Raw genomic sequence first — 25319 nt, forward strand, 5'->3', positions numbered from 1 at the left:
TTTGTTTTCAATATTTTAAAGTTATTTTCTTCTTTTTGAATTTTTGAAAAAATAAGGAAGTGATTAAAAAATAGGCTGAAAATGCAAGCCTATTTTTTGTGCAATTCATTTGAGCGGGGAGCGGGATGCCACTTTTGTAGGCTGATTGGCCAGCGCATAGATGGTTTGCCCTTCCAGAACGCGCTGAACGTAATTCCGGGTTTCGGAAAAGGGAATTTGCTCGATCCAGTCCAGAAGATGAAACTGCTCTGCAAGCTCTTTCTGGCTGGCTTCAAACCGGGCCGATTTTGTGAGCTGGCTGTGGATCGTGCTGACATTTTCCCTGTTGCTGTAGGGCGAGCCAATGGACTGTGTCCATCGGTTCACTCTGTGAGGGCCGGCGTTGTAGCCTGCCAGTGCCAGAGCCTGTGTGCCATCAAAGCGATTGATCAGGGTTTTCAGATAGGCGCTTCCCAGCCTGACATTGTAGTCAGGGTCTTCGGTCAGCCTGTTTTTGCTGTAGGGCAGGTTCTCGTTTCTTGCGACATTTCTGGCGGTTGTGGGAATCAGCTGCATCAGTCCGCGTGCCCCGGCATGGCTGACGGCTTCCGGGTTCATTTCGCTTTCCTGTCTGATCAGGGCATAAACAAGCGCCTTGTTGTCCGGTTCAAAGTTCAGGCCCGGATCGGGATAGAGGTAATAGGGCAGCAGCTGGCCCTTGTGGCGTGCGGCCTTTGCTGTTCTGAGAGCCAGATTGGGGTGACCGGCCCGATGGGCCAGTTCGGTTGCAAAGACCAGTTCGTCTCGGCTGCTGGCGTCCAGTCTGAGCCGCGTGAGGAAGAGGGACTGCAGGTTTCGCACTTTATCCCAGTTCAGGAGCATGATGATGCTGGTGATTTCCCGCGCATTGAGTTCTGCCTTGTTTTCTGCAGAGAGTTCGGGTTTGTCGAACGTGAGCGAGGGTTGTTTGGACCCCAGAAGAAATGCGGCTTTCTGACCATAGAATGTCGTTGGATACTGCGAGGCCAGTTCGAGCCATCGTATGGCCCACTCCGTGTTGTTCAGTTCAAGGGCTGCGCGGGCGGCCCAATAGGCTGCACGGGCTTTGCTGATATTGGAGCTTACGCCTTCGTGCAGGGCGAAGAAGTGCTGGTAGGCTCGTTTGGGCTGGGAGAGTTTTCTGAGGGCAATCCAGCCTGCGAGAAATTCCCCCTCGGCGAAACCGATACCGGATTCAAGGCCGTGGCTTGAGGCGAGTTTGTAGGCTGCTGTTGTTTTGCCCTGGGCCAGCTGATTTCTGGCGGCCCAGTGGCGCAGGCGCCAGACAGGGTCGCCGATGGTGTAGTCATAATTGCCTGAGCCGGGCAATGAGATGAGCAGTTCGATTGCGGCTTCCGGACGATTTTTGTCAAAGCGCCATCTTGCCCGGTCATAAACAAGACCGGGGTCGTTTTTCAACTCTTTGGGGACGGCATTGATCAATCTGTCGACGCCGTTGCTTTTGCGGATAAGGGCGAGGCGGGCTTTGGCGAGTTTGACGTATTGGGCGGGGACCTTGTCATAGAGACGTTCGGCGCCTCTGTAGCGCTGGCGCCAGATTGAACTGTCCAGTCTGGCGATGTGGTCCTCCGGGGTCAGGGTGTTGCTGTGCTTTCTGAGGAATTCGATCTCGTCATCCGCTCCGGCCCCGTCTCCCTTTCTCCAGCTCGAATGAAGAACCTCTGCGGCCTTGCTGTTTTCTCCGCGTGTGTTCAGGGCGGCGTGCAGGCGGCTGGCACCCACAAGGGTTTCAGGGGCCTGTCCGTCAAACCATGCAACAATCCTGTCCGCACTCCAGTTTTCAGGCAGGAGCGGTTCCGCCAACCTCCGGAAATGGGAAAGGCGTGGCCATGTTTGAGGGGATGCAATGAAGCTGTCGTAGGTTTCAAAGTCTGCAACAGGCTCGGGCGAGCGGGAGAGAACGGCCCAAAGGGCAATGCGCTTCAGATTGTCGTTGCGGATTTTCTTTTGCAGGGACAGGGCTTCTTCGAACTGTCTTGCGGCCAGTTTTTTCTCGATGGCATTGAACTGTTTCTGTTCACTTTCGCTGAGTTGCCAGTCCTGTGTCTGAGCCTGAGCTGTCGCAGGGGAAAAGCCGATGTCATGTCTTGGAGCCGAGAGTTCAAAGGGGGACAGCAATGCCAGTGTGATGGCTGTGCCGACAAGGCTCTGTTTTACGGAACGGGATGCTGTTGTTTTCTTTGTCAGATGAAGAGCGGGGCATCTTTTTTGAAACATCTTTGTGTCCGTGAAATCAGGTTCTGTCTGTAGACTTGATAGTATAGGGAGTGTTCCGGGTTTTTACAGGCCTGAACCTGCCTTGAGCTTATGACAATCCTGTGACGGGACTGGTTTCAAAAGTGTTGATGTCGTGAAAAACTTCAAAAAAAGGCGTTTTCAGGCTTTGCGTTCGGATTTTCAGGCGCTATTCTCCGCCGGACTCTGAAATGACGTTCATTTTTGATGTTTGATTTCTGTAAACTTGAAATGCTGAATGGCGATACCGTGCTGTTCGGTTGATGATGAAGGATGCAATAGATGGCTGGCCCTCTTTTCAAAGGTTCTTTTCCTGCGCTTGCAACGCCCATGACACAGGATGGTTCTGTTGATAAGAAGGCGTTCGAGAAGTTTGTTGACTGGCAGATAAAACAGGGAAGTCATGCTGTTTGTCCTGTGGGGACAACCGGTGAATCTCCCACGCTCAATTATGAAGAGCACAAGCTGGTGACCGAGCTTTGCGTTGAGGTTGCAGACAAGCGCGTACCTGTTATCGCAGGGACTGGTTCCAATGCAACGCACGAAGCCATCGAGTTTACGCAGCACGCACAGGACTCCGGTGCGGATGCTGCCCTCGTTGTGACGCCCTATTACAACAAGCCTTCCCAGGAAGGGATGTATCAGCACTTCAAGGCTATTCATGACAACTCGGACATTCCGATCATTCTTTACAATGTGCCCGGGCGCTCCATCGTCAATCTGTCCGTGGAAACTGTTGCGCGTCTGGCTGAACTGCCCCGCATTGCCGGTATCAAGGATGCGACTGCTGACCTGACGCTTCCTGCGCTGACCCGCCTTGCGACGGATGACAGCTTTACCCTTCTGAGTGGTGAAGATGCGACGATCGTGCCTTTCCTGTCCCTGGGAGGACACGGCTGTATTTCGGTGACGGCCAACGTAGCTCCTGCACTCTGTGCCCAGCTCCATGAAGCGTGGTGGGTGCGTGATTTTGACAGGGTCTCGGAGATCAATGACAAGCTGACACCTTTGCATGCGGCTCTGTTCGTCGAGAGCAGTCCTGCACCTGTGAAGTATGCCATGAGCCTGCTGGGGCTGGCTGAGGATGCCTTGCGTCTTCCGCTGTTGCCGGTTTCTGATGAGACAAAAAAGACTGTTCACGCTGCAATGGTGAATGCAGGTTTGATTGATTGAGGCCCGGGAACGAATGGCTGCTGCGAAGAAAAAGAAGGATGCCCTCGAGAGCGGCACAGTCGCTCTCAACCGCCGGGCGCGTCACGATTACGAAATCGAGGACACGATTGAAGCCGGTGTGATGCTTCTGGGGACCGAGGTGAAGTCTCTGAGGACGGGGCGGGCATCCATTGCGGAATCCTATGCCTCTCTCGAGGCTGATGGTGATTTCTATCTGGTGAACGCCAATATTCCCGAATATGGCCCTGCCAACCGTTTCAATCATGAGCCGAAGCGTTTGCGCAAGCTGTTGCTTCACAGGCGCGAGATCGGCAAGCTGGGCGATCTCGTGCGGCGATCAGGCTATACCATGATCCCTCTGAGCCTTTATTTCAACAATCGCGGAATTGCCAAGATCAAGCTTGGTATTGCACGAGGCAAGAAAAACGTTGATAAGCGTCACAGCGAGAAAGAGCGGGACTGGAAGCGTCAGCAAGCCCGGATCCTGCGGGACAAGGGTTGAGCCGTCTTTCGCCTGCCGGAATGAAAAAAGCGCTCCCGTCAGGAGCGCTTTTTTGTGTTCGGAGAAGTTGTTTCAGTCTTCGTCGTAATAGTCGTCTTCGTAGTAGTCATCTTCCTGATAGGCCTGTGCAGGCTGCTGATTGTTGCTCTTGTTGCTGGATGACTGGTTGCTGTTGAAGGCGCGCCCGATCTTGTCCTTGATGGTGTTCAGGTCGACGAAGACATCTGCCTGTCGGCGCAGTTCGTCGGCAATCATGGACGGCTGGGAACGCACTGTGGAAACGACGGTAACGCGAACCCCCTTGCGCTGGACAGCCTCGACGAGGCGTCTGAAATCCCCGTCTCCGGAAAAGAGGACAATGTGCTCGAGCTTTTCGGCCATCTCCATGACGTCAATCGCCAGTTCAATGTCCATGTTGCCCTTGATCTTGCGACGTCCGGAGGCGTCTGTGAACTCCTTGGTCGGTTTGGTGACCATGGTGTAGCCGTTGTAGTCCAGCCAGTCCACAAGCGGACGGATCGGAGAATAATCCTGGTCTTCGAGAAGGGCTGTATAGTAAAAGGCCCTGATGAGCTGGCACTGGTCGGAGAAATAGGTCAGAAGGCTTTTGTAGTCGATGTCAAAATCGAGGGCGCGTGCTGTTGCGTAAAGGTTCGAACCGTCAATAAAAAGAGCGACGCGCTCCTGGGCGTAAAATTTCAAGACAATATCCTTCCAAAAAAATACAATTCTGAGCGGTCAAAAACGTCAGACCTGAAAATGATTTCTTTCTGTAAAACGCAACCACAAAAAAGAATTGAAAAACAGATGAGTAAACTCCTATACATCCATTTAAAAATTTATAGATTTTTTACAGGAGTTCAAGCACAAAGCGTTTCATCATTGTTAACGAAGGTGTGAAATTCATGATTTTTATCGCTCTTGGCGCAAATCTCGAGAGCCCTGAGTTTGGCTCTCCTCGACAAACCTGTGAGGCGGCTCTGGCCGAACTTCAGAAGCGGGGCGTAAAGGTCGTTCGGGTCTCTCGCTGGATGAAAACGGCACCGGTACCGCTGTCTGATCAACCTTGGTACACCAATGCTGTTGCCGAGGTTCGGACCGATCTGCCGGCACAGGAGATGCTGGATCTTCTGCATGAAGTGGAAAATGACTTCGGGCGTGTCAGGAAGGAGCGCTGGGGGGCGCGGGTGATTGATCTCGATCTGCTGGCTTATGGCGATCAGATCAGCAGACCGGACGAGCACATGCAGATTCCGCATCCGCGCATGCACGAACGACGCTTTGTTCTGCAGCCTCTTGTCGATCTTGAAGAGGGGTGGGTCCATCCGGTTCTTCGGAAAACAGCGGCCTCCTTGCTGGATGCCATTCCGCTGGATGAGCAGGAAACAGTGGCTTTTGAAGACAGTGAGTAGCGTCTTTGCTCCAAAACAAACAAGAGGGGTTGATTCCTCCCGGCTGCTTTTCTATAGTGCAGCCGACCTGTTCCCCGTTTGAGGGAACCCTTTGACGTGGCTGAAGGCTCTTTGATAGCTGAAGAAACCACGGACATATTTTTGCTTTGGAGTAACAGAATGGCTCGGGTCACAGTCGAGGATTGTGTAGATAAAGTTGAAAACCGTTTTGAGCTGGTGATGCTTGCTTCACAGCGTGCGCGTGACATCACGTCCGGTGCATCCGAAACCGTTGAGCGTGACAATGACAAGAACCCGGTCATCGCGCTGCGTGAAATCGCTGATGAAACGATTGAGCTGGAAGCTGTCAAGTCCACTCTGATTCAGGGGCTGCAAAAACAGCAGGCCTTCTCTGAAGTTGATGAAGATGCACCAGAGTTCGATGCGATCGGTCCGGAAGCTGCTCTGATTGGTGTTGAGGCTGTCAACGAAGCCGAAGCCAACGAAGCAGGCATTGATATTCAGGATGCTGCAACCGAGCTTCCTGGCGACAACGACGAATAATTTCTGTCTTTGAAAAAGTCCGATGGCTACCTGTGCAGTCTGCCCTGTGGTCGTCGGACTTTTTGCGTTTTGAAACCGCGACAAGCTTGGCGTCACGATCAAGCGGGGTTATGCTGTCTTCAGGAGGCGGGATTGTGGATTTAAATGTCTGTTATCCTTTAAAATCCTCGAGCATGAGATGAGTCTGATATTTTAGAAGGTTGGTTCCGCGAATGATCCGCCAGTTTGAGTTGGTTGAACGAGTAAAAGCATATGATCCTCTTGCGGATGAGGATGCTATTAACCGCGCCTATGTTTTCGCAACCAAATATCATGGCTCCCAGAAAAGAGCATCCGGAGATCCCTACTTTTCGCATCCCGTGGAAGTTGCAGGTATCCTGACAGACCTCAAGCTTGATCACACGGCCATTATCACAGCCCTTCTGCACGATACTGTGGAGGATACAGAGGCCACGCTTGAGGATATCGAGCGTCTGTTCGGCAAGAAGATTGCGCGGCTGGTTGATGGTGTGACAAAGCTGACCCGCCTTGAGCTGCAGTCCGAACAGAGCAAGCATGCCGAGAACTTTCGCAAGCTGCTGCTGGCCATGTCGGATGATATCCGCGTGCTCATGGTCAAGCTGGCAGATCGCCTGCACAACATGCGGACCATTCACTTCATAAAGAAGGAAGAGAAACGCCAGCGGATCGCCCGCGAGACAATGGAAATCTATGCGCCTCTGTCCGAGCGTATCGGGATGCAGCATTTCAAGGATGAGCTTGAAGACCTTTCCTTCGCCCAGCTTCATCCGGAAGCACGGGAATCCATCCTGACCCGTCTGGATTATCTCAAGGAGTCCGATGACGACAATCTCGCTGACAGGATCATCTCCAAACTGCGGGAGGACTGTGCGGGTCATGATATCGAGGCAGAGGTGTCGGGGCGACTGAAAGCGCCTTATTCCATTTTCCGGAAGATGCAGACCAAGGATGTCACCTTTGAGCAGCTTTCGGACATCATGGCCTTTCGCATTATCACAGACGACCTCAAAAGCTGCTATCAGGCTCTCGGGATGATCCACAGTGAATACCCCGTTGTTCCGGGGCGCTTCAAGGATTATATCTCGACCCCGAAACCCAATGGATACCAGTCAATCCACACTGCGGTCATCGGTCCCCAGAACCACAAGATCGAGATGCAGATCCGCACACGGGAAATGCACGAGGTCAATGAATACGGTGTTGCGGCACACTGGGCTTACAAGCAGGGCGATCACCAGCCGGCAGGCAAGCTCTATCGCTGGCTCCAGCAACTGATTGACATTCTGGAACACACGCACAATCCCGAAGAGTTTCTGGAACACACCAAGATGGAAATGTTCCAGGATCAGGTTTTCTGCTTTACGCCAAAGGGTGAACTGATCTCCCTGCCGCACGGGGCGACGCCGATTGACTTTGCCTATGCGGTGCACACCGAGGTTGGCAACCGCTGCGTGGGCGCGAAGGTCAACGGCAGAATGGTTCAGTTTCGCACACCGCTGAACAACGGGGATCAGGTTCAGATCCTGACCTCCAAGAACCAGACGCCGTCACCGGACTGGGAAAAGCTGGCTGTATCCGGCAAGGCCAAGGCCTGTATCCGGCGCTTTATCCGTCTGCAGGAGCGGGAACAGTATCTGAGACTGGGCCAGCAGATGCTGGAAAAGGTCTTCCGTCAGGAGAATGAGTCCCTGACAGAAAAAGCGCTGGAAGGTGTTCTGGGGGTCTTTCATGCAGAGACAACCAAGGATCTGACGGTGCTGATCGGGCAGGGGCATCTGACAGCCCGTGATGTGCTGCATGCCGTCTATCCGGAAGTGCGGGAGCGTCACAGCAGGCCGAAACCTGAAAGTGCACGGCAAAAGGCCAAGAAGGCGACGGATCGCGCCATGCCGATCAAGGGCTTGATTCCGGGCATGGCTGTGCACTACGCGAAGTGTTGCCACCCGCTGCCCGGAGACAGGATTGTCGGTATCGTTACAACGGGCAAGGGCGTGACCATTCACACGATTGACTGTGATACGCTTTCTTCCTTTCAGGAAACGCCGGAACGCTGGATTGATGTCTCCTGGGATGATGACGAGGTGGATCGTCCGTTCCAGACAGGTCGCCTGAAACTGATTGTTGCGAATGAACCGGGAACCTTTGGTGATCTCTTTACGGTCATTGGACGCAACAGCGGCAACGTCAGCAACATGAAGATTGTCCACAGAACGCTCGATTTCTTCGAGATGCTGGTGGATGTCGAGGTTCAGGACGTTCGCCATCTGGCAAACATCCAGGCTGCGCTGCGTGCAATGTCTGTGATCACCTCTGTCGAACGGGCGCGGAACTGATGATACTGGGAATTGGCACAGATCTGGTGGATATCAGGCGGATTGCCAAATCGCTTGAGCGGACAGGAGAGCGTTTTGTCGGGCGCATTTTTACGGACGAGGAACAAGCCCGTGCGTACGAAAGCAGGGACCCGGCTGCAAGCTACGCGAAACGCTTTGCAGCCAAGGAGGCCTGCGCCAAGGCAATCGGCTGTGGTCTCTGGCGGGATGGTGTGGCCTTTACGGACTTTTCCGTTGGCAATCACGCGAATGGTCAGCCCTATCTCTCCATTGACGGGCAGGGCTTGAACAAGCTCCGGGAGAAAACACCGGCCGGTATGAAACCGGTGGTGCATCTGTCACTTTCTGATGATTACCCCTTGGCACAGGCCTTTGTCGTAATATCTCTTGAACCGGAAGGTGCAGTGGTGCGATAAAGCCCCAAGTTTGTTGCCTGACTTTCAAGAAACGCCTTATTGAACCGGATGATTACACGATGACCGAAGATCAAACACCGACCGTTCAGGAAAAAAGCGGTTGGGTTGCCAGCCTGATTAGCAACGCGAAAACAATTGGCTGGGCGCTTGTTTTTGCTTTTGTCATTCGGACTCTGGTCTTTGAGCCCTTTAACATTCCATCCGGTTCCATGAAACCGACCCTGCTTGTGGGGGATTACCTTTTCGTCTCCAAAATGTCCTATGGTCTGGGAAAGTATTCCTTCCCGCTGCTGACCGGAACACTTGATTACGATGGCCGCATTCTCGGGGAAGAGCCTGAGCGTGGTGATGTCGTTGTCTTCCGCCTGCCGAGTGATCCGACTGTGGACTATATCAAACGGGTTGTTGCCTTGCCGGGTGAAACCGTTCAGGTTCGCGCCGGCGTGCTCTATATCAACGGCGAGCCGGTCAAGCGTGAAAGCCGGGGAGAACGACTGGTTGAAGACAGTCGCGGTTTCCCGCTGCGTGTTACAGAGTACCTGGAGACCCTTCCGGGGGGACGTGAGCATCTGATCTGGGAGGTGACGGACAGTGGTCCTCTGGACAACACTCCTGTCTTTACTGTTCCGGAGGGGCATTACTTCTTTATGGGCGACAACCGTGACAACTCACAGGACAGCCGCGTGACACGGAGTGTTGGACCGGTACCCTATGAAAACCTGATTGGTCGCGCGGATCGCCTTTTCTTCTCCGTTGGGGACGGAATGGATATTCGCTTCAGCCGAATTGGACAGGCCATTGAGTAAGCTGACGCTGAAAAAGGGAACGCAAGAGGTCGCGGGCAAGGGGCAGGGAACTGAACTGTCTCTTGAGGCGCGTCTCGATTATCGCTTTCACAATAGGGATTTGCTGAAACAGGCCCTGACACACCCGGGATTGACAGCCAACCGCAAGGGTGAAAATGGCGAGAGCTACGAACGCCTGGAGTTTCTGGGGGATCGCGTTCTCGGACTTGTGGTGTCTGCCATGCTCTTCAAGGTCTTTCCAAAGGAGAACGAAGGGGCACTGGCCAAGCGTTTCACGGCTCTGGTGCGTATGGAAACGCTGGCGATGGTGGCGTCCTCCCTTCAGATTGAAAAGGACATTCTGCTGTCCAGGGGGGATGAAGAAAGTGGCGAAAGGGCCAATCCCTCACTCCATGCCGATGTCTGCGAGGCCATTATTGCAGCGCTTTATCTGGATGGCGGTTTTGAAGCGGCTGAACGTTTCATCAAAAACAACTGGAAAAATCTGCTGACCCTTGATCTGAAACCGCCACAGGATGCAAAGAGTGCCTTGCAGGAATGGGCGCAGGCGCGTTCTCTGCCCTTGCCATCCTATCGTGAAGTCGAGCGCAAGGGGCCGGCTCACGCACCGGAATTCGTCATCGAGGTTTCCGTTCAAAACCATGGTGCCTGTCAGGCAGAGGGTGCTTCAAAACGCAAGGCGGAACAGCAGGCTGCAACCCTGTTGCTTGAGACGCTGAAACAGAACAAAAACGGATAGGACCGCTTGTTGGGCGGCGACTGGCAAGGATGGACTGTCATGAATGACACCCCGGATATGACACATGAAACGGATGCGCAGACCCGCTGTGGTTTTGTGGCTTTGATCGGCGCGCCGAATGCAGGCAAGTCAACCCTGATGAACCGGATGGTTGGCAGCAAGATTTCCATTGTAACGCACAAGGCCCAGACCACGCGTGCCCGTATTCGCGGAATTGCCCTCAGCGAGGACAGTCAGCTGATTTTTGTGGATACCCCGGGCATTTTCGAGCCTTCAAACCGGCTTGAGCGGGCCATGGTGGCCGCAGCCTGGCAGGGCGTTGCAGAGGCCGATGCCGTGGCTGTCATCTATGATGCAGCGCGCAAGAAAATCGACGGCAGTACGAAGCGCATTATCGAAGGCCTGAAAGAACAGAAAATCAAGGCGACGCTTGTGCTGAACAAGATCGACTGCATCAAGCGTGAAAAGCTGCTTGAAATGGCGGTCGAGTTTCAGGCCACAGGTGTTTTTGACGACATCTTCATGATTTCTGCCACAGAAGGTGATGGCGTTGATGACCTGTTGCGCCACCTCGGACAGCAACTGCCTAAGTCTGTCTGGCTCTACCCGGAGGACCAGCTGTCCGATCTCTCCATGCGGATGCTCGCGGCCGAGATCACCCGGGAAAAGCTGTTTTTGAACCTGCATGAAGAGTTGCCGTACAACCTGACAGTCGAGACAGATCGCTGGGAAGAGTTCAAGGACGGCTCTGTCAAGATTTCCCAGACAATCTATGTGCAGCGTGAGGCGCACAAGGCGATGTGTCTGGGTAAGGGCGGGCGGACCATCAAGCTGATCCGTTCCCAGGCGCAGGAGGAACTGCAGGCGGAACAGCAGCGTCAGGTTCACCTGTTCCTGTTTGTGAAGGTGCGCGAGAAGTGGGCGGATGATCCTGCGCGCTATCGCGAAATGGGGCTGGAGTTCGGGTCCTAGGCAAGAGGCTGCACAGGAATATCAGGGGTACATTCATGATTGTCTGGGAAGATCAGGCTATTGTCCTTTCTGTTCGCCCCTTTGGCGAAGACGGCCTGATCGCTTCTGTTCTGACGGCAGAACAGGGCAAGCGCGCAGGATTGATCCGCGCGGGACAAAGCCAGAAGCGCCGGGCGATTTTTGAGCCCGGAAACCGCCTGGATCTGCGCTGGTCCGGACGGCTGGACGAGCATCTGGGACATTTCGAAGGCGAAGTCAACCGGTCCTATCCGGCACTGGTCATGGATGAACCGGCACGTTTGTCTGCCTTGCTTTCTGCCCTTTCCATTTCCGATTTTGTGGTGCCGGACCGCGAGGGTCTGCCCGCTTTCTTTCAGGGGCTGGATGCCTTGCTGGAAGCCCTGAACGGTGATTTCTGGGCTGCAGTTTATGTCCGCTGGGAGCTTTCCCTGCTGGCGGCACTGGGCTTTGCACTTGATCTGGACAGTTGTGCCGGTGGTGGGGATGCAGACAAGCTGGCTTATGTCAGCCCCAAATCCGGCCGGGCAGTGTCAGAGGAGGCCGGTGAGCCCTACAGGGACAAGCTGCTTCCCCTGCCGGGATTCCTTGTTGGACGTCCGGAGCTGGACGATGAAGCGATTGGGCGGGGGCTGGATTTGAGCGCCCATTTTCTCAGAAAGCATCTTTTCCATCCACAGAACCGTGATTTGCCTGCTGTGCGGGACCGTCTGATGGAAAACTTTGTTACAGAGTTGTAACCTCCTGATTTTATAAAAGATAACCTGTTCGGGATTTGCGGCTGGAAAAGCACAGAAAGCTTGTTTTCATGCGGTTTGTCGCTACACTGTTCCCCGAATTCTGAACGGGGGACGTATGACGACCACAATTGATACTCCTGCATCTGGTGATGGTTCCGGCGGAGGCGATATTCGCAACATCCGTCTGGTGGATGCGTTGTCGGATCGCTATCTGAGCTACGCACTTTCGACCATTATGTCACGGTCCCTGCCGGATGTCCGGGATGGTCTGAAGCCTGTTCACCGCCGCCTGCTTTTTGCCATGCGCCAACTCCGCCTTGATCCGGGCAGCGGTTTCAAGAAGTCGGCCCGGGTTGTTGGTGATGTGATCGGTAAGTATCACCCGCACGGGGACCAGTCGATCTATGATGCCCTCGTGCGTCTGGCGCAGGACTTTTCCCTGCGCTATCCCCTGATTGATGGTCAGGGAAATTTCGGGAACGTCGATGGCGATAACGCAGCGGCAATGCGTTACACCGAGGCCCGCCTGACAGAGCTTGCCGGTGCCTTGCTGGATGGCATTGACGAAGACACCGTGGACATGCGTCCGACCTATGACGGAGAGGCCGAGGAGCCAACTGTTCTTCCGGCTGCCTTTCCGAACCTGCTGGCCAACGGGGCGCAGGGGATCGCGGTCGGTATGGCAACATCCATTCCGCCTCACAACGTGGGTGAACTCTGTGATGCCCTGCTTTATCTGATCAAGACGCCGAACGTCGGACTTGAAAAGCTTGTCGATCTCGTGCCGGGACCGGACTTCCCGACGGGGGGCGTTCTTGTCGAGGGCAAGGATGCCATCATGCAGGCCTACGACACCGGACGCGGTTCCTTCCGCATTCGGGCCAGGTGGGAAAAGGAAGAGCTGAAAGGCGGACAGTATCAGATCATTGTCACGGAAATTCCGTTCCAGGTTCAGAAATCCCGCCTGATCGAGAAAACAGCCGACCTGATGCTGGCGCGCAAGCTCTTCATGCTGGGCGATATTCGCGATGAGTCTGCCGAGGATGTCCGTATTGTTCTTGAACCGAAGAGCCGGAATGTCGATCCCGAACTCCTGATGGAATCGCTTTTCAAGCAGACCGATATGGAAGTGCGCTTCTCCCTGAACATGAACGTGCTGGATCGTGACCAGACACCACGTGTCATGTCCCTGAAGGAGGTGCTGCAGGCCTATCTGGATCACCGTCACGAAATTCTGGTTCGTGCCAGCAAGAACCGTCTGGGCAAGATTGCCAACAGGCTGGAAGTGCTTGAAGGCTATCTGGTGGCCTTTCTCAATCTGGATGAGGTTATCCGCATTATCCGAGAGGAAGATCATCCCAAGGCAGAGCTGATCAAGGCCTTCACGCTGAGCGAGGTTCAGGCGGATGCGATTTTGAACATGCGTTTGCGCTCCCTGCGCAAGCTCGAGGAAATGTCCATTCGTGACGAACATGCCAGGCTGACAGCCGAAAAAGCGGATCTGGAAGATATTCTGGCCAATGAAGACCGGCGCTGGTCCATTGTGGCCGATCAGATCAAGACCCTGAAAAAGAACTTCGGTCCCCGGACGGAACTGGGGCGCCGCCGGACAGAGGTCGGGGAGGAACCGGCCGAGATCGAGGTGCCTCTGGAGGCTGTGATCGAACGCGAGCCTGTCACCATTCTCTGCTCGGAGAAGGGCTGGGTGCGCGCGATGAAAGGTCATCACGAAGACACCAGCGATGCCAAGTTCAAGGAAGGGGATCAGGGACGGTTCTCTGTGATGTCTCATACCACGGATCGCCTGATCGTCTTTGCCAGCAATGGCCGGTGTTATACCCTTGGTGTTGACAAGCTGCCGGGCGGGCGCGGATTTGGCGAGCCACTTCGTCTGATGGTCGACATGCCAAACGAGGTCGATGTTGTTTGCCTGCATATCTACAGGCCGGGCCAGCGCATTCTGGTGGCGGCCAGTGACGGACGGGGTTTCCTTGTTGCCGAGGATGATGTTGTTGCCCAGACCCGAAGCGGAAAGCAGGTCCTCAATCTGGGAGACGGGGCAACGGCCCACAGTTTCCACCCTGTTGCGAAAGAGCACACCATGGTTGCCGTCATTGGTGAAAACCGCCGCCTGCTGGTCTTTGCCCTTGAGGAATTGCCGGAGATGGGACGTGGCCGCGGTGTCATGCTGCAGAAGTACAAGGATGGCGGTCTTTCTGATCTCAAGACCTTCAAACTCGGAGAGGAAAAGGGCGATGGTCTGACCTGGAAGGACAGCTCCGGACGGATTTGGACCCGTCAGGAAGTGATCGAATGGCAGGGGCGCCGCGCCAGCACAGGCAAGCTTCCGCCGCCGGGTTTCCCGCGCAGCAACAGATTTGAAGACAGCTAGTCAAAAGCCCCGCATCAGCAGTGCGGGGCTTTTTCTAGTGTGTTTCGTTAGATGCGATGGGCAGGCATTCGTTGCTGCTCTTTGACGTGCATTGACGCGTGCTGCAGCCGTTGCCCTGAAAGTTCCAGTCCGAGATCGCGCCTCTGGTTACCGTGAAGTTGGTCGAACAGCTGAACTCTGTCACTCTGGACTGCCCGGAGTGAACGCCATGGAAACCGTAGCGACGATAGGAGCCGTAGGTATAGCCAAAAGCCGGAGAAAAGCTGGTCGTTTCAACCACTTTTTTTGTGGTGTAGGTCAGGATTTTCTCATCTTCTGAAACTTCGTAGACACTTTGTGGAGGACCCCAGATCGCAATCAGTTCATCCTCGCTGTGTCCTTCCCAGGAGGAGACCGTTTTTCCATATTGTTCTCTGCTTGCACAGCCTGTCAGAGCCAGGGCGATCAGCAGGCCTGAGATTAACTTCATGAATTGACCTCAATTTGCTTGTGGGTGCTTCTCCTACATGCTTTTAGGATATGGTGATTTTTGTCGAATTTTGAAGGGTCTGTCCGATCTGGCGGAGAAAACATGGAAAAGCTTTTGATCAGGGCCTTGCGAAAAGAGGACAGTCGCTCTGCGGCAGTGGTCTTTTTCGAGGCTGTTCATCGCGGAGCTGCCGGGCATTATTCCCGGGAGCAACGGCTTGCCTGGGCTGGTCCCGAGCCTGATCCTGAACGGTGGGACAGGGTTTTTGACGGGCTTGAGGGCTTCGCAGCAGAAGTGGATGGAGAGTTCGCCGGATTTCTCTCTCTGGACGGTGAAGGCTATATCGACTTTGCCTTTGTTCATCCTGACCATGCCGGAACAGGTGTCGCCTGGCAGATCTATCAGAAGATTGAACAGGACGCCCGGGAGAGAGGCATTGGTAAACTGACGACAAATGCAAGCAGGGTCGCCAGGCCCTTCTTCGAGCGTCAGGGGTGGTCTGTCGAGCGGGAACAGCAGGTTGAGAGAAACGGAGCAACGCTGACAAACTTCAGGATGTCCAGACTGCTTTCCTGATCAGTGTGCAGTGTCGTTTAATGCCCGGTGGAAAAGGACAAGAACATCCCTGCCATATTCCCCCCAGCCTTCGGCACTGAACGCTATGGGCCTGACCCTGAAGACTTCATCCATGCTTCATCAGGGGTAAGGTCTTCCAGCTTCATGAGAGCGGCTGCCATGACCAGCCCCGTGCGGTCCTTTCCCGAACGGCAGTGAATGATCACAGGTCCGATTGGTATGTTCGCTTCTATGAACTGCAGGGCCAGAGGCAGGTTGCGCAGACAGATTTCATGATCATCGGGCAGGGGCGGGGCATTGGATGACATGGGAATATTGGCGTGCTTTAACCCTGCAGCCCTGATTGCAGCGGGGTCAACCATGTCGGCATGATTGACGCTGAGAATGGCGGAGAAACCGGCAGCTTTGAAGTCAGCAGGATTCCATGAATCCCTGTTGGGGCCGGTTCGGCCTGCAATCCTGTTTTCCCGAAGCCAGAAGATCTGTTCCATGATCACTATTCCACGAAGTTATAATGTCACTTCGTTTGATAGTCTGGAGTTATGCTGTGTCGCTTTCATGGCAGGGGTATGAGAAAGCCCCGCAGAGCAGATCTGCGGGGCTTTCTTGATCGCCGGACAGCAGAGCGGGATTACTCTTCGTCGTACTGATAAACATCGCGGTAGGCACCACGGTCTGCGGACGTTGTAAAGTGGGCATAGGCTTTCAGGGCTGCGCTGACCTTGCGCGGACGCTCCTTTGTCGGCTTCCATGCCGCCTTGCCCCTTGCTTCCATTGCCGCGCGGCGCATGGCCAGCTCTTCATCGGAAACCAGGACATTGATGCTGCGGTTCGGAATATCGATCTCCACGGCATCACCGGGCTCAACAAGGGCAATTGCACCGCCTTCGGCTGCTTCCGGAGAGGCGTGGCCAATAGAAAGTCCGGAGGTGCCGCCAGAGAAGCGGCCATCTGTCAGGAGGGCACATTCCTTGCCGAGACCCATGGATTTCAGGTAGCTGGTCGGATAGAGCATTTCCTGCATACCCGGTCCGCCACGAGGGCCTTCGTAACGGATGATCACAACATCACCTGAAACGACCTCGCCCCCGAGAATGCCGGCAACAGCGGCGTCCTGACTTTCGAAGATGCGGGCTGTGCCCTTGAAGGTGAAGATGCTTTCATCAACACCGGCTGTTTTGACGATGCAGCCCTTTTCGGCAATGTTGCCGTAAAGAACGGCGAGACCGCCCTCGGTGTTGAAACAGTTGTCCAGACTGCGTACGCAACCACCGGCGCGATCGTTGTCGACCTCCGTATAGTGGCGTTCCTGTGAAAAGGCCTGTGTTGTGCGCACGCCGCCGGGAGCGGCGCGGTAGAACTCGTCAACCTTCGGATCGTTCGTGCGCATGATATCCCACTTGTCCAGAGCCTCACCCATTGTGCGTTCGTGGACAGTGGAACAGTTTTTGTGGATCAGCCCGGCGCGATCCAGTTCACCGAGAATACCCATCACACCACCGGCGCGGTGGACGTCTTCCATGTGGTACTTGTTTGTGGACGGAGCAACCTTGCAAAGCTGCGGGACCTTGCGGGAAAGGCGATCAATGTCATCCAGTGTGAAATTGATCTTGCCTTCGGCTGCAATGGCCAGCAGGTGAAGAATGGTGTTGGTGGAGCCGCCCATGGCGATGTCGAGAGCCATGGCATTTTCAAAGGCTTCGAAGGAGCCAATGTTGCGTGGCAGGACGCTTTCATCCTCCTCGACATAGTAACGGCGTGTCAGCTCGACAATCTGTCGGCCAGCCTGGCGGAAAAGCTCTTCACGCTTGGCGTGGGTTGCCAGCAGGGAGCCGTTGCCCGGAAGAGCAAAGCCGAGGGCTTCGCCCAGACAGTTCATGGAGTTGGCAGTGAACATGCCGGAGCAGGACCCGCAGGTCGGGCAGGCCGAGCGTTCGACAGCCGCAACCTCTTCGTCGGAAATGTTCGGGTTGGCGGCATCGACCATGGCATCGACAAGGTCGAGCTTGCGCTCTTCGCCGTCTTTCATGATGATCTTGCCGGCTTCCATCGGGCCGCCGGAAACAAAAATGGCCGGGATGTTCAGACGCATTGCTGCCATCTGCATGCCCGGTGTGATCTTGTCACAGTTGGAGATACAGACCAGTGCATCGGCACAGTGGGCGTTACACATGTACTCGATGGCATCGGCAATGACTTCACGGGACGGCAGGCTGTAGAGCATGCCGTCGTGTCCCATGGCAATGCCGTCATCAACAGCAATTGTGTTGAATTCCTTGGAAACGCCGCCAGCCTGCTCGATTTCCTCTGCAACCAGCTTGCCAAGATCCCGCAGGTGAACGTGTCCGGGGACGAACTGGGTGAAGGAGTTGGCAATTGCAATGATGGGCTTGCCAAAATCGTCGTCCTTCATTCCGGTCGCGCGCCAAAGGCCACGCGCACCAGCCATGTTGCGTCCGTGAGTGGAGGTTCTGGAACGATACTCGGGCACTGATCTCTTTCCTTACGTTTTGTCTTTTGGACGAGTTGTCATTTGAATCCGGTAAAGGCGATGTATTTCAGGCCAAAGGGATTCATTTGTAAATTTATGTAGAGAGTTTTTTGCTCTCCCGCAAGAAGCGAAAAGAATTTATGGCAAAAATAGACCAAAAATTACTCTTGCTCTGCCGGGTCAACAGAAAGCTCGCACCAGACAGGTGTATGATCAGAAGGGCTTTCCTCGCCGCGGGGCGCCTTGTCGATTTCACACTTCACCAGAAGATCGGCGGCCTGGGGAGACAGAAGCAGATGATCAATACGGATGCCGTTGTCATGCTCATAGGCGCGCTTGGTGTAGTCCCAATAGCTGTAGACGTGGCTTTCCCGGTGCAGACTGCGCCAGGCTTCCGTATAACCCAGATTGAGCAGGGTGCGGAAACGTGCGCGTGATTCCGGTTGGGTCAGGGCGTCTTTCTCGAAGAGCTTCGGGTTATAGACGTCATCGTCTGTCGGAATGAGGTTGTAGTCCCCCCCCAGAAGAACCGGTTGTTCTGTTTTCAGAAGCGCGCGGGCGTGGCTGATCAGGTGATCCATCCATTCCAGTTTGTAGGGGAACTTTTCCGTTCCAAGCGGGTTGCCGTTCGGAAGATAGAGACCTCCGACACGGATACCGAAGGTGGTTGCCTCGATGTAGCGCGCCTGTTCGTCGGATTCATATCCGGGCAGGCCCTTGATCACATTCTCAAGCGGGGCCTTCGAAAGCAGGGCAACACCGTTGTAGCTCTTCTGTCCCAGTACCTCGACGTGATAGCCCCGTTCCTGGATTTCCAGAAAAGGGAACTTTTCCTCAACAGTCTTCAGTTCCTGAAGCATCAGTACATCAGGGGAAAAGCTGTCCAGCCAGGCCAGAAGATTGGGAAGACGCTTGTTGACGGAATTCACATTCCAGGTGGCAAAGGTAACCATCAGGCCGGACTTTCATGAAAGGGGTAAGCTGTTATCTGGATCAGATCGAAAAGGAATTCCCGCAGCCGCATGCAGAACTGGCATTCGGATTTGTAATGCGGAACGATGCCCCCATCAGATCCTCGACAAAGTCAATTTCCGATCCCTGCAGAAGTTCAAGGGAAACCTCGTCCACAACCAGCCTGGTGCCATCGCGTTCAAAGATGCTGTCATCGTCCTGAACTTCACTGTCGAAGGAAAACCCGTACTGAAAGCCGGAGCAGCCTCCGCCGGAAACACTCACACGCAGCATCAGCGAAGGGTTGCCTTCCATTTCAGCCAGTTTGGCAACGCGTTTTGCCGCCGAGGCAGAAAGCGCTACGGTTGGTGTGTCTGTTGCTGTTTGTTCTGTTGTCATGGTGTCTTCCGCTTTCCGTTTGGAAATCTGTCCATAGGAGATGATATGCAATCAAGATTGGCCTTCTGTCAATTGATCGTCATACATTCGCCTTATGTAGAGAGATAATGAAAGTCGGTACAGCATACAACAGTCATAAATGACTTTCAGCATAACAAGACAAAAGCTAATGTGGGCGCATGAAAAAAGAATTCCAGAATAACGATTCCAGAGCGCCCTATTCAGCAAGTGCCATTCCCAGCCGGGGACGCCTGTATGATGAGGGGGGCTGTCGCATGCGCAGTCCCTATCAGCGTGATCGCGACAGGATTATCCATTCTGTTGCCTTTCGGCGCCTTCAGTACAAGACACAGGTCTTTGTCTATCACGAAGGGGATCATTTCCGGACCCGTCTGACGCACTCGCTTGAGGTGTCGCAAATCGCCCGCTCGATTGCCCGTGCCCTGCAGGTTGACGAGGACCTCGCAGAAGCCATTGCACTCGCGCATGATCTGGGCCACACGCCCTTCGGCCACGCAGGCGAATTTGCCATGCAGGACATGCTGGAACCCTATGGCGGTTTCGATCACAACGAACAGACATTCCGGGTGGTGACATTTCTGGAAAACCGCTATGCGGATTTTGATGGCCTGAACCTGTCGTGGGAAACTCTGGAAGGTGTGGTCAAGCACAACGGACCTCTTGCGGGTCCCTTCTCGCGGGAGGAAGGACCCGTGCCGGAAAGCATGGCTGTCTATTCCCGTCGGCATCAGAACCTTGATCTGGAAGGCTTCTCTTCGGTCGAAGCCCAGATTGCAGCGATTGCTGATGACATTGCCTACAACAATCACGATATGGACGACGGGATCAGGTCGGGCCTGATTACAGTTGATGCCCTGAGGGAGCTGCCCCTGATCGGTGATTTCATCAGGGAAATCGAAGTCAGTCATCCCGGTATCAGGACGTCTTCGCTTGTGCATGAGCTGGTGCGTCGTTCCATCACCTACATGGTGGCGGATGTGATTGCTGAATCGAAAAAGCGTCTGGCGTCCATTCGCTCACCCGGGGAGGTGAGAACAGCAGGGCATGCCGTTGTTGCCTTTTCAGACAGCTTCAAGGCTGCGGAAAAGCCCTTGCGGGAATTCCTTTTCAGGGAGCTTTACAGACACGAAGAGGTCAATCGGACCATGGATCGTGTAAAGCTTGTTGTGAAAAAGCTTTTTAAGCATTATGCAGAGAACCCGAATGCATTGCCGGACAAGTGGCGCGCGGTCCACGATCCTTTCTGTGATCAGATCAATGATCCTGAAAGTGAGACGGACAGACAGCACGCGCGACGGGTGGCGGATTATATCGCGGGCATGACGGATCGTTATGCCTTTGAACAGTACAGACATATCTTCAACGAAGACCTTGAGATCAAATGAACATTTTCAAAGCGCTTAGAGCAACCATTCTTGAAGACCTGAACAGTCTTGTCGCCGAGGGAAAACTGGCAGACGGACTGGACTTCAGCCGTATCAATGCGGAACCGCCACGCGATGCCTCCCACGGGGATATTGCCACCAACGCCGCGATGGTCATTGCCAAGGCAGCAGGCCAGAAACCACGTGATCTGGCGGGATTGCTTGCCGGGAAACTGGAACAGCGTTCGGAAATCCGGACAGTTGAAATCGCCGGACCCGGTTTTATCAACCTGCGTCTGGATACGGCCTTCTGGTATCAGCAGCTGTCCCTGATCCTCGAAAGCAGGGAAGCCTATGGAGAGTCCGATCTGGGAGCAGGCAGGACAATCAATCTGGAGTATGTCTCTGCGAACCCGACAGGACCTTTGACCGTTGGGCATGCGCGCGGAGCCGTTATTGGTGATGCCCTTGCGGCGATCCTCAAAAAGACCGGTTTTGCGGTGACAAAGGAATACTACATCAATGATGCCGGTGCCCAGGTCGATGTTCTGGCAAACTCGGCCTATCTGCGTTATCGCGAGGCGCTGGGTGAGGATATCGGCGAAATTCCGTCAGGTCTTTATCCCGGAGATTATCTCGTCAAGGTCGGGCAGGATCTGGCTGCGCGTGACGGGGATCGCTGGATGAAGGCGGAGCAGGACGAGTGGCTGCCTGTTGTCAGGACCTTTGCCATTGACGCCATGATGGATCTGATCCGGGCTGACCTCGGGGAGCTGGGCGTGGAAATGGATCTCTTCTCTTCTGAACGCGCCTTGCACGAAGCCGGTGGTGTGGATGAGGTTTTCAAGTTTCTGGAAGAGCGCGACCTGCTTTATGTTGGCGTGCTTGAGCCTCCAAAGGGCAAGGCCCCGGAAGACTGGGAACCGCGTCCGCAAACGCTTTTCAAGGCAACCCTGTTTGGGGATGACGTCGACCGTCCCCTGAAAAAGTCCGATGGAAGCTGGACCTACTTTGCGGGTGATATGGCCTATCACCTCGACAAGTATCGCCGTGGTTTCAAGGACATGATCGATGTCTTCGGGGTTGATCACGGGGGCTATGTCAAGCGGATGAAGGCTGCGGTCAAGGCTTTGACCGACAATGAAGGCGAACTTGACGTCAAGCTTTGTGCGCTGGTCAATCTCATGCGTGGTGGAGAAATGGTCCGCATGTCAAAACGCGCGGGTAATTTTGTAACCCTGCGCGACATGACAGATGAAGTGGGCAAGGATGTTATCCGCTTCATGATGCTGACACGCAAGAACGACATGCCGCTGGACTTCGATCTTGAGAAGGTTCTGGAGCAAAGCCGGGACAACCCGGTCTTCTATGTGCAGTATGCCCATGCAAGAACCTGTTCTGTGCTCAAACACGCCCGTGAGGAATGCGCTGATCTGGATCTGTCTGACGACGGTCTTAAAGCGGCTGATCTGACGCTCCTGAAGGACGAGGGAGAAATCGCCCTGATCCGTCAACTGGCAGAATGGCCCCGTTTGCTGGAAGGTGCTGCTGAAGCGCACGAACCGCACCGTATCGCCTTTTACCTCTACGATCTGGCTGCAGCTCTTCACGGGCTGTGGACCAAGGGCAAGGACAATGCCCAGCTGCGCTTTATCCTGCCGGATCAACCGGAACTCACACAGGCCCGCATGGCGCTTGTCCGTGCGACAGGTCTTGTGATCGCATCCGGTCTGTCGGCCTACAGTATTACACCGGCACAGGAAATGCGTTGATCCCGTGTTGTCTTCTCTGAAAAATAAGTAAAAGAGGGGGAAAAGCATGTCGCACTCAGATGACAATCACGAGCAGGGGCTTGAAGCCTTTGAGCGTGTCCGTGGTGGTTCCCGCCGTGTTGAACCGGAATTCGAAGCCCGGGACTGGGATGACGAGGATCCGGATGGTGAGGAACTGGATGATGATGACCTCTGGGATGATGAGGATGACGGGCTTTTCAGAAAGATCCTGCCGATCGGTATCGGGCTGGTGCTGGTCGCGATTGTTGGCGGTGGTATTCTGGTTGCGCTGAACGACGGTGAAACGGTGACTGATCCGAATACAGTGCCGCTGGTTCAGGCCCTGCCGGATCCGGAAAAGGTAAAACCCGACAATCCCGGCGGCCTGAATGTTGAACACCAGGACAAGCTGATCCTCAACGAGGTCCCGACAGGGCAGGCAACAGATGAAGCTGTTGAACGCCTTTTGCCTCCTCCCGAGGTTCCCCTGGATCGTCCCCAGCCGGAGCAAAGTGATGTTGCAGAAGCTCCCGAGGCTCCTGAAAATGAAACGCCTGCTGAAGACAGGCAGGCTGAAGCCGTCAAGGACGAGGTTGCTGCTGCGCCTGAAGCGGCTCTGAAGCCTGAAGACAAGGATCCGTCCGGTGATCTGGAATCTGTTTTGCAGCCACCTCCTGCTGTCGGGAAGGATGAAGGGAAACAGGTGCCTGCTGAAGCAGCAGCGACGGCCGGAGAAACCACAAAATCAAGTGAAGCTCCCCAAGCTGCGGCCTCTGTGCCAACTCCGGCAGAGGTGGCAAAGGTGGTCCAGCCTTCTTCCGGCCAGTATGTTGTCCAGCTGGCCTCATTGCGAACCGAGTCTGATGCCCGGACAGAGTGGGGGAACCTGCAGAAAAAGCTGCCAAAGCTTCTGGGCAGGGAGTCGATGGTTCTGGAAAAGGCGGACATTCCGAATGTCGGAGTTCGTTTCCGCCTGCAGACGGGACCCTTTCCGGCGAAGGCCGCCGCAACCGAAATGTGTCAAAAGCTCAAGGCAGCCGGACGGGATTGCCTGGTGAAAAAGGTCAAGTAGATGGATCAGGCTTCCACGCGCGCTCCTGTCGTTTTCGGATTTGAGGGAACGAGGCTGAACGACTGGGAAAAGGGGTTCTTCCGGGACGTGGCTCCGGAAGGGTATATTCTCTTTGCCAGAAACATTGAAACTCCGGATCAGGTTCGTGCCCTGAGCGCAGAGCTTAAAGAGCTGGATGGGCGGGATCAGCTTCCCATCCTGATCGATCAGGAAGGTGGACGTGTCGCGCGTTTGAGGCCTCCTCACTGGAGAGCCTATCCTCCAGCGGGGGATTTCCTGTCGCTGTATGAAACCGGTCGCCGGGATGAGGCCCGGCGTGCGGTCTGGATCGCCAGTCGCCTGATTGCCGAAGAGCTTTACCAGCTGGGGCTGACAGTTGACTGTGCGCCTGTGACCGATCTTCGGATCGATGGAGCCCATGACATCGTTGGCGACAGGGCTTTTGGCCGGACGCCGGAGGTTGTTGCAACCCTTGCAGGGTCAGCCTGTGACGGCTTTCTTGCCGGAGGTATCCAGCCGATCCTCAAACACATTCCGGGGCATGGCCGGGCGTTGGCCGACAGCCATCTGGAGCTGCCGGATGTCGAAACGGCCGAAGAAGAACTCGAACAGACCGACTTTGAAGCCTTCCGCCTTCTGAAGGATGCTGCTCCCTGGGCGATGACGGCTCATGTTCTTTACAGATCGATCGATGCTGAAAATATCGCCACGACCTCGAAGGATCTGATCGGGCGTATTATCCGCAAATCCATCGGTTTCAGAGGAATCCTGATCAGCGATGATCTGTCCATGAAGGCAATGGACGGGAGCTTTGCCGAAAAGACATCCCGTGCGCTGGAGGCCGGATGCGATCTGGCGCTGCATTGCAACGGGGTGCGCGAGGAGATGGAAGGCGTGGCACAGGGGCTGCATCCCATGTCGGGACATGCCGCCAAGCGTCTGGAACGCGCCTGGACTGCAGTGAAGCGTGAAGAGCAGGACATTGACGGGCTGGCTGCCGAACTGGAGCAGCTTCTTTCAAACCGGGACTAGCGTGATCTGACAAACGCCGGAAAAACAGCGGTTGATCGGGTTTTGACCGGAAGTTTCAGGATCAAAGCTTCCGGATCATCGATTTCGAGGCATTGGGTTAAGGGATTGCAGGAATGGATTTCAGCGCGATTTTACATGGTGTTTCAGTTTGGGCGCTGCCGGTTTTGCTGGCAATTACCCTGCACGAGGCCGCGCATGCCTATGCGGCCTGGAAGCTCGGTGATGGAACGGCCAAGGCTCTCGGTCGCGTGACCCTGAACCCGATCAAGCACGTTGACCCTGTCGGCACAGTTCTGCTTCCCGGATTGCTTGTTGTTTTCGGATCTCCCTTTCTTTTTGGCTGGGCAAAACCGGTTCCTGTTGTCTTCTCCCGCCTGAACAATCCGCGCAGGGATATGGCACTGGTTGCGCTGGCCGGGCCGGTGACCAATATTTTCCTCGCTGTTGTTGCAGCTCTGCTGCTCGGACTGTCTGACGCCTTTCCACCATCCTTCCAGTCCTGGCTTTCGCAAAACGCTGAAAATGCTGTAATCATCAATCTGATTCTGGCCTTTTTCAACATGATGCCGATTTTACCCCTGGATGGTGGTCGCGTCCTGACATCACTGCTTCCGACGCCTCTGGCCATCAAGTATGCCAAAACAGAGCGTTTCGGGATGCTGATTGTCCTGCTGCTGGTTGTGGTCCTGCCCAGACTGGGGGATGAGCTGGGGATGAACCTCGGTGTTTTCCCTTATCTGGTGATCGAACCTGTGCGTTTTGTTTGGCCCTTTTTTGAATTTCTCGCAAATTTGTGAGCTGGATCAGGGACTGGAAGTGAACACTGTGGCT

Annotated in this window: 24 protein-coding genes; 17 read left to right on the forward strand and 7 right to left on the reverse strand. The window is 54.8% G+C overall.

Features of this window, described 5'->3' with window-relative positions:
* Nucleotides 1-105: 105 nt before the first annotated feature.
* Nucleotides 106-2256 carry a lytic transglycosylase domain-containing protein gene (locus AAAH10_RS14350; RefSeq protein WP_343564780.1) on the reverse strand — a complete coding sequence of 717 codons (2151 nt, stop codon included), beginning with the start codon at nucleotides 2254-2256 and terminating at the stop codon, nucleotides 106-108.
* 300 nt (nucleotides 2257-2556) lie between these two features.
* Here AAAH10_RS14350 and dapA point away from each other — a divergent pair, with 300 nt between their 5' ends.
* Nucleotides 2557-3447: a 4-hydroxy-tetrahydrodipicolinate synthase gene (dapA, locus tag AAAH10_RS14355; protein ID WP_343564782.1), complete on the forward strand. Its 891-nt coding sequence runs from the start codon at nucleotides 2557-2559 to the stop codon at nucleotides 3445-3447.
* Nucleotides 3448-3460: 13 nt separating this feature from the next.
* Complete coding sequence (gene smpB / locus AAAH10_RS14360) at nucleotides 3461-3949, forward strand: SsrA-binding protein SmpB (RefSeq protein ID WP_343564784.1); 489 nt, start codon at nucleotides 3461-3463, stop codon at nucleotides 3947-3949.
* A 72-nt stretch (nucleotides 3950-4021) separates the two neighbouring features.
* Here the strand turns inward: smpB and AAAH10_RS14365 are convergent, their stop codons facing one another.
* Nucleotides 4022-4651, reverse strand: a complete 630-nt coding sequence (locus AAAH10_RS14365; protein ID WP_343564786.1) for a LabA-like NYN domain-containing protein — start codon at nucleotides 4649-4651, stop codon at nucleotides 4022-4024.
* Between the two features lie 203 nt (nucleotides 4652-4854).
* Between AAAH10_RS14365 and folK the strand changes: the two genes are divergently transcribed.
* From folK to parC, 9 genes are all read left to right on the forward strand, one after another.
* Nucleotides 4855-5361, forward strand: coding sequence for a 2-amino-4-hydroxy-6-hydroxymethyldihydropteridine diphosphokinase (folK, locus tag AAAH10_RS14370; RefSeq protein ID WP_343564788.1), 507 nt, complete (start codon nucleotides 4855-4857; stop codon nucleotides 5359-5361).
* Nucleotides 5362-5520: 159 nt separating this feature from the next.
* Nucleotides 5521-5904 (forward strand): DNA-directed RNA polymerase subunit omega, encoded by a 384-nt coding sequence (gene rpoZ, locus AAAH10_RS14375; RefSeq protein WP_343564791.1) that lies wholly within the window; start codon nucleotides 5521-5523, stop codon nucleotides 5902-5904.
* A gap of 212 nt (nucleotides 5905-6116) precedes the next feature.
* Nucleotides 6117-8258 (forward strand): RelA/SpoT family protein, encoded by a 2142-nt coding sequence (locus AAAH10_RS14380; RefSeq protein WP_343564793.1) that lies wholly within the window; start codon nucleotides 6117-6119, stop codon nucleotides 8256-8258.
* A complete protein-coding gene (acpS, locus tag AAAH10_RS14385; RefSeq protein ID WP_343564795.1) occupies nucleotides 8258-8674 on the forward strand; it encodes a holo-ACP synthase in 417 nt (138 codons plus the stop codon). The genes AAAH10_RS14380 and acpS overlap by 1 nt, the downstream gene beginning before the upstream one ends.
* Nucleotides 8675-8733: 59 nt before the next feature.
* A complete protein-coding gene (gene lepB, locus AAAH10_RS14390; protein ID WP_343564798.1) occupies nucleotides 8734-9480 on the forward strand; it encodes a signal peptidase I in 747 nt (248 codons plus the stop codon).
* Complete coding sequence (gene rnc, locus AAAH10_RS14395) at nucleotides 9473-10219, forward strand: ribonuclease III (RefSeq protein WP_343564800.1); 747 nt, start codon at nucleotides 9473-9475, stop codon at nucleotides 10217-10219. The genes lepB and rnc overlap by 8 nt, the downstream gene beginning before the upstream one ends.
* 39 nt (nucleotides 10220-10258) lie before the next feature.
* The gene (gene era, locus AAAH10_RS14400; protein WP_343564802.1) at nucleotides 10259-11191 is read left to right on the forward strand and encodes a GTPase Era; all 933 of its coding nucleotides are present in this window, start codon (nucleotides 10259-10261) and stop codon (nucleotides 11189-11191) included.
* A gap of 35 nt (nucleotides 11192-11226) precedes the next feature.
* Nucleotides 11227-11949, forward strand: a complete 723-nt coding sequence (recO, locus tag AAAH10_RS14405; RefSeq protein WP_343564803.1) for a DNA repair protein RecO — start codon at nucleotides 11227-11229, stop codon at nucleotides 11947-11949.
* A gap of 115 nt (nucleotides 11950-12064) precedes the next feature.
* Nucleotides 12065-14341 (forward strand): DNA topoisomerase IV subunit A, encoded by a 2277-nt coding sequence (gene parC, locus AAAH10_RS14410; protein WP_343564805.1) that lies wholly within the window; start codon nucleotides 12065-12067, stop codon nucleotides 14339-14341.
* Between the two features lie 34 nt (nucleotides 14342-14375).
* Here parC and AAAH10_RS14415 read toward each other — a convergent pair whose 3' ends face one another.
* Entirely contained in the window at nucleotides 14376-14810 is a 435-nt protein-coding gene (locus AAAH10_RS14415) for a hypothetical protein (RefSeq protein WP_343564807.1), read from the reverse strand.
* Nucleotides 14811-14912: 102 nt separating this feature from the next.
* Between AAAH10_RS14415 and AAAH10_RS14420 the strand changes: the two genes are divergently transcribed.
* Nucleotides 14913-15386, forward strand: coding sequence for a GNAT family N-acetyltransferase (locus tag AAAH10_RS14420; protein WP_343564809.1), 474 nt, complete (start codon nucleotides 14913-14915; stop codon nucleotides 15384-15386).
* 83 nt (nucleotides 15387-15469) lie between these two features.
* Here the strand turns inward: AAAH10_RS14420 and AAAH10_RS14425 are convergent, their stop codons facing one another.
* From AAAH10_RS14425 to erpA, 4 genes are all read right to left on the reverse strand, one after another.
* Nucleotides 15470-15877, reverse strand: a complete 408-nt coding sequence (locus tag AAAH10_RS14425) for a protein-tyrosine phosphatase family protein (RefSeq protein ID WP_343564811.1) — start codon at nucleotides 15875-15877, stop codon at nucleotides 15470-15472.
* A 140-nt stretch (nucleotides 15878-16017) separates the two neighbouring features.
* On the reverse strand, nucleotides 16018-17877 hold the full coding sequence (ilvD, locus tag AAAH10_RS14430) for a dihydroxy-acid dehydratase (protein ID WP_343564813.1): 1860 nt from the start codon (nucleotides 17875-17877) through the stop codon (nucleotides 16018-16020).
* 161 nt (nucleotides 17878-18038) lie between these two features.
* Nucleotides 18039-18830 (reverse strand): exodeoxyribonuclease III, encoded by a 792-nt coding sequence (gene xth, locus AAAH10_RS14435; protein WP_343564815.1) that lies wholly within the window; start codon nucleotides 18828-18830, stop codon nucleotides 18039-18041.
* Between the two features lie 40 nt (nucleotides 18831-18870).
* A complete protein-coding gene (erpA, locus tag AAAH10_RS14440; RefSeq protein WP_343564817.1) occupies nucleotides 18871-19227 on the reverse strand; it encodes an iron-sulfur cluster insertion protein ErpA in 357 nt (118 codons plus the stop codon).
* Between the two features lie 179 nt (nucleotides 19228-19406).
* On the opposite strand from erpA, the gene AAAH10_RS14445 reads away from it, so the two are divergent.
* The 5 genes from AAAH10_RS14445 to AAAH10_RS14465 all read left to right on the forward strand — a co-directional run bounded on the left by AAAH10_RS14445 (nucleotide 19407) and on the right by AAAH10_RS14465 (nucleotide 25285).
* Nucleotides 19407-20633: a deoxyguanosinetriphosphate triphosphohydrolase gene (locus tag AAAH10_RS14445; protein ID WP_343564819.1), complete on the forward strand. Its 1227-nt coding sequence runs from the start codon at nucleotides 19407-19409 to the stop codon at nucleotides 20631-20633.
* Nucleotides 20630-22384, forward strand: coding sequence for an arginine--tRNA ligase (gene argS, locus AAAH10_RS14450; protein ID WP_343564821.1), 1755 nt, complete (start codon nucleotides 20630-20632; stop codon nucleotides 22382-22384). The genes AAAH10_RS14445 and argS overlap by 4 nt, the downstream gene beginning before the upstream one ends.
* 46 nt (nucleotides 22385-22430) lie before the next feature.
* Nucleotides 22431-23456, forward strand: a complete 1026-nt coding sequence (locus AAAH10_RS14455) for an SPOR domain-containing protein (RefSeq protein ID WP_343564823.1) — start codon at nucleotides 22431-22433, stop codon at nucleotides 23454-23456.
* Complete coding sequence (gene nagZ / locus AAAH10_RS14460; RefSeq protein ID WP_343564825.1) at nucleotides 23457-24488, forward strand: beta-N-acetylhexosaminidase; 1032 nt, start codon at nucleotides 23457-23459, stop codon at nucleotides 24486-24488.
* Nucleotides 24489-24601: 113 nt separating this feature from the next.
* Nucleotides 24602-25285, forward strand: a complete 684-nt coding sequence (locus tag AAAH10_RS14465; RefSeq protein WP_343564827.1) for a site-2 protease family protein — start codon at nucleotides 24602-24604, stop codon at nucleotides 25283-25285.
* The last annotated feature ends 34 nt before the right edge of the window (nucleotides 25286-25319 follow it).

It is taken from the genome of Carbonatibacter coralli (assembly GCF_039592655.1).
GTDB lineage: Bacteria > Pseudomonadota > Alphaproteobacteria > Kiloniellales > Kiloniellaceae > Carbonatibacter > Carbonatibacter coralli.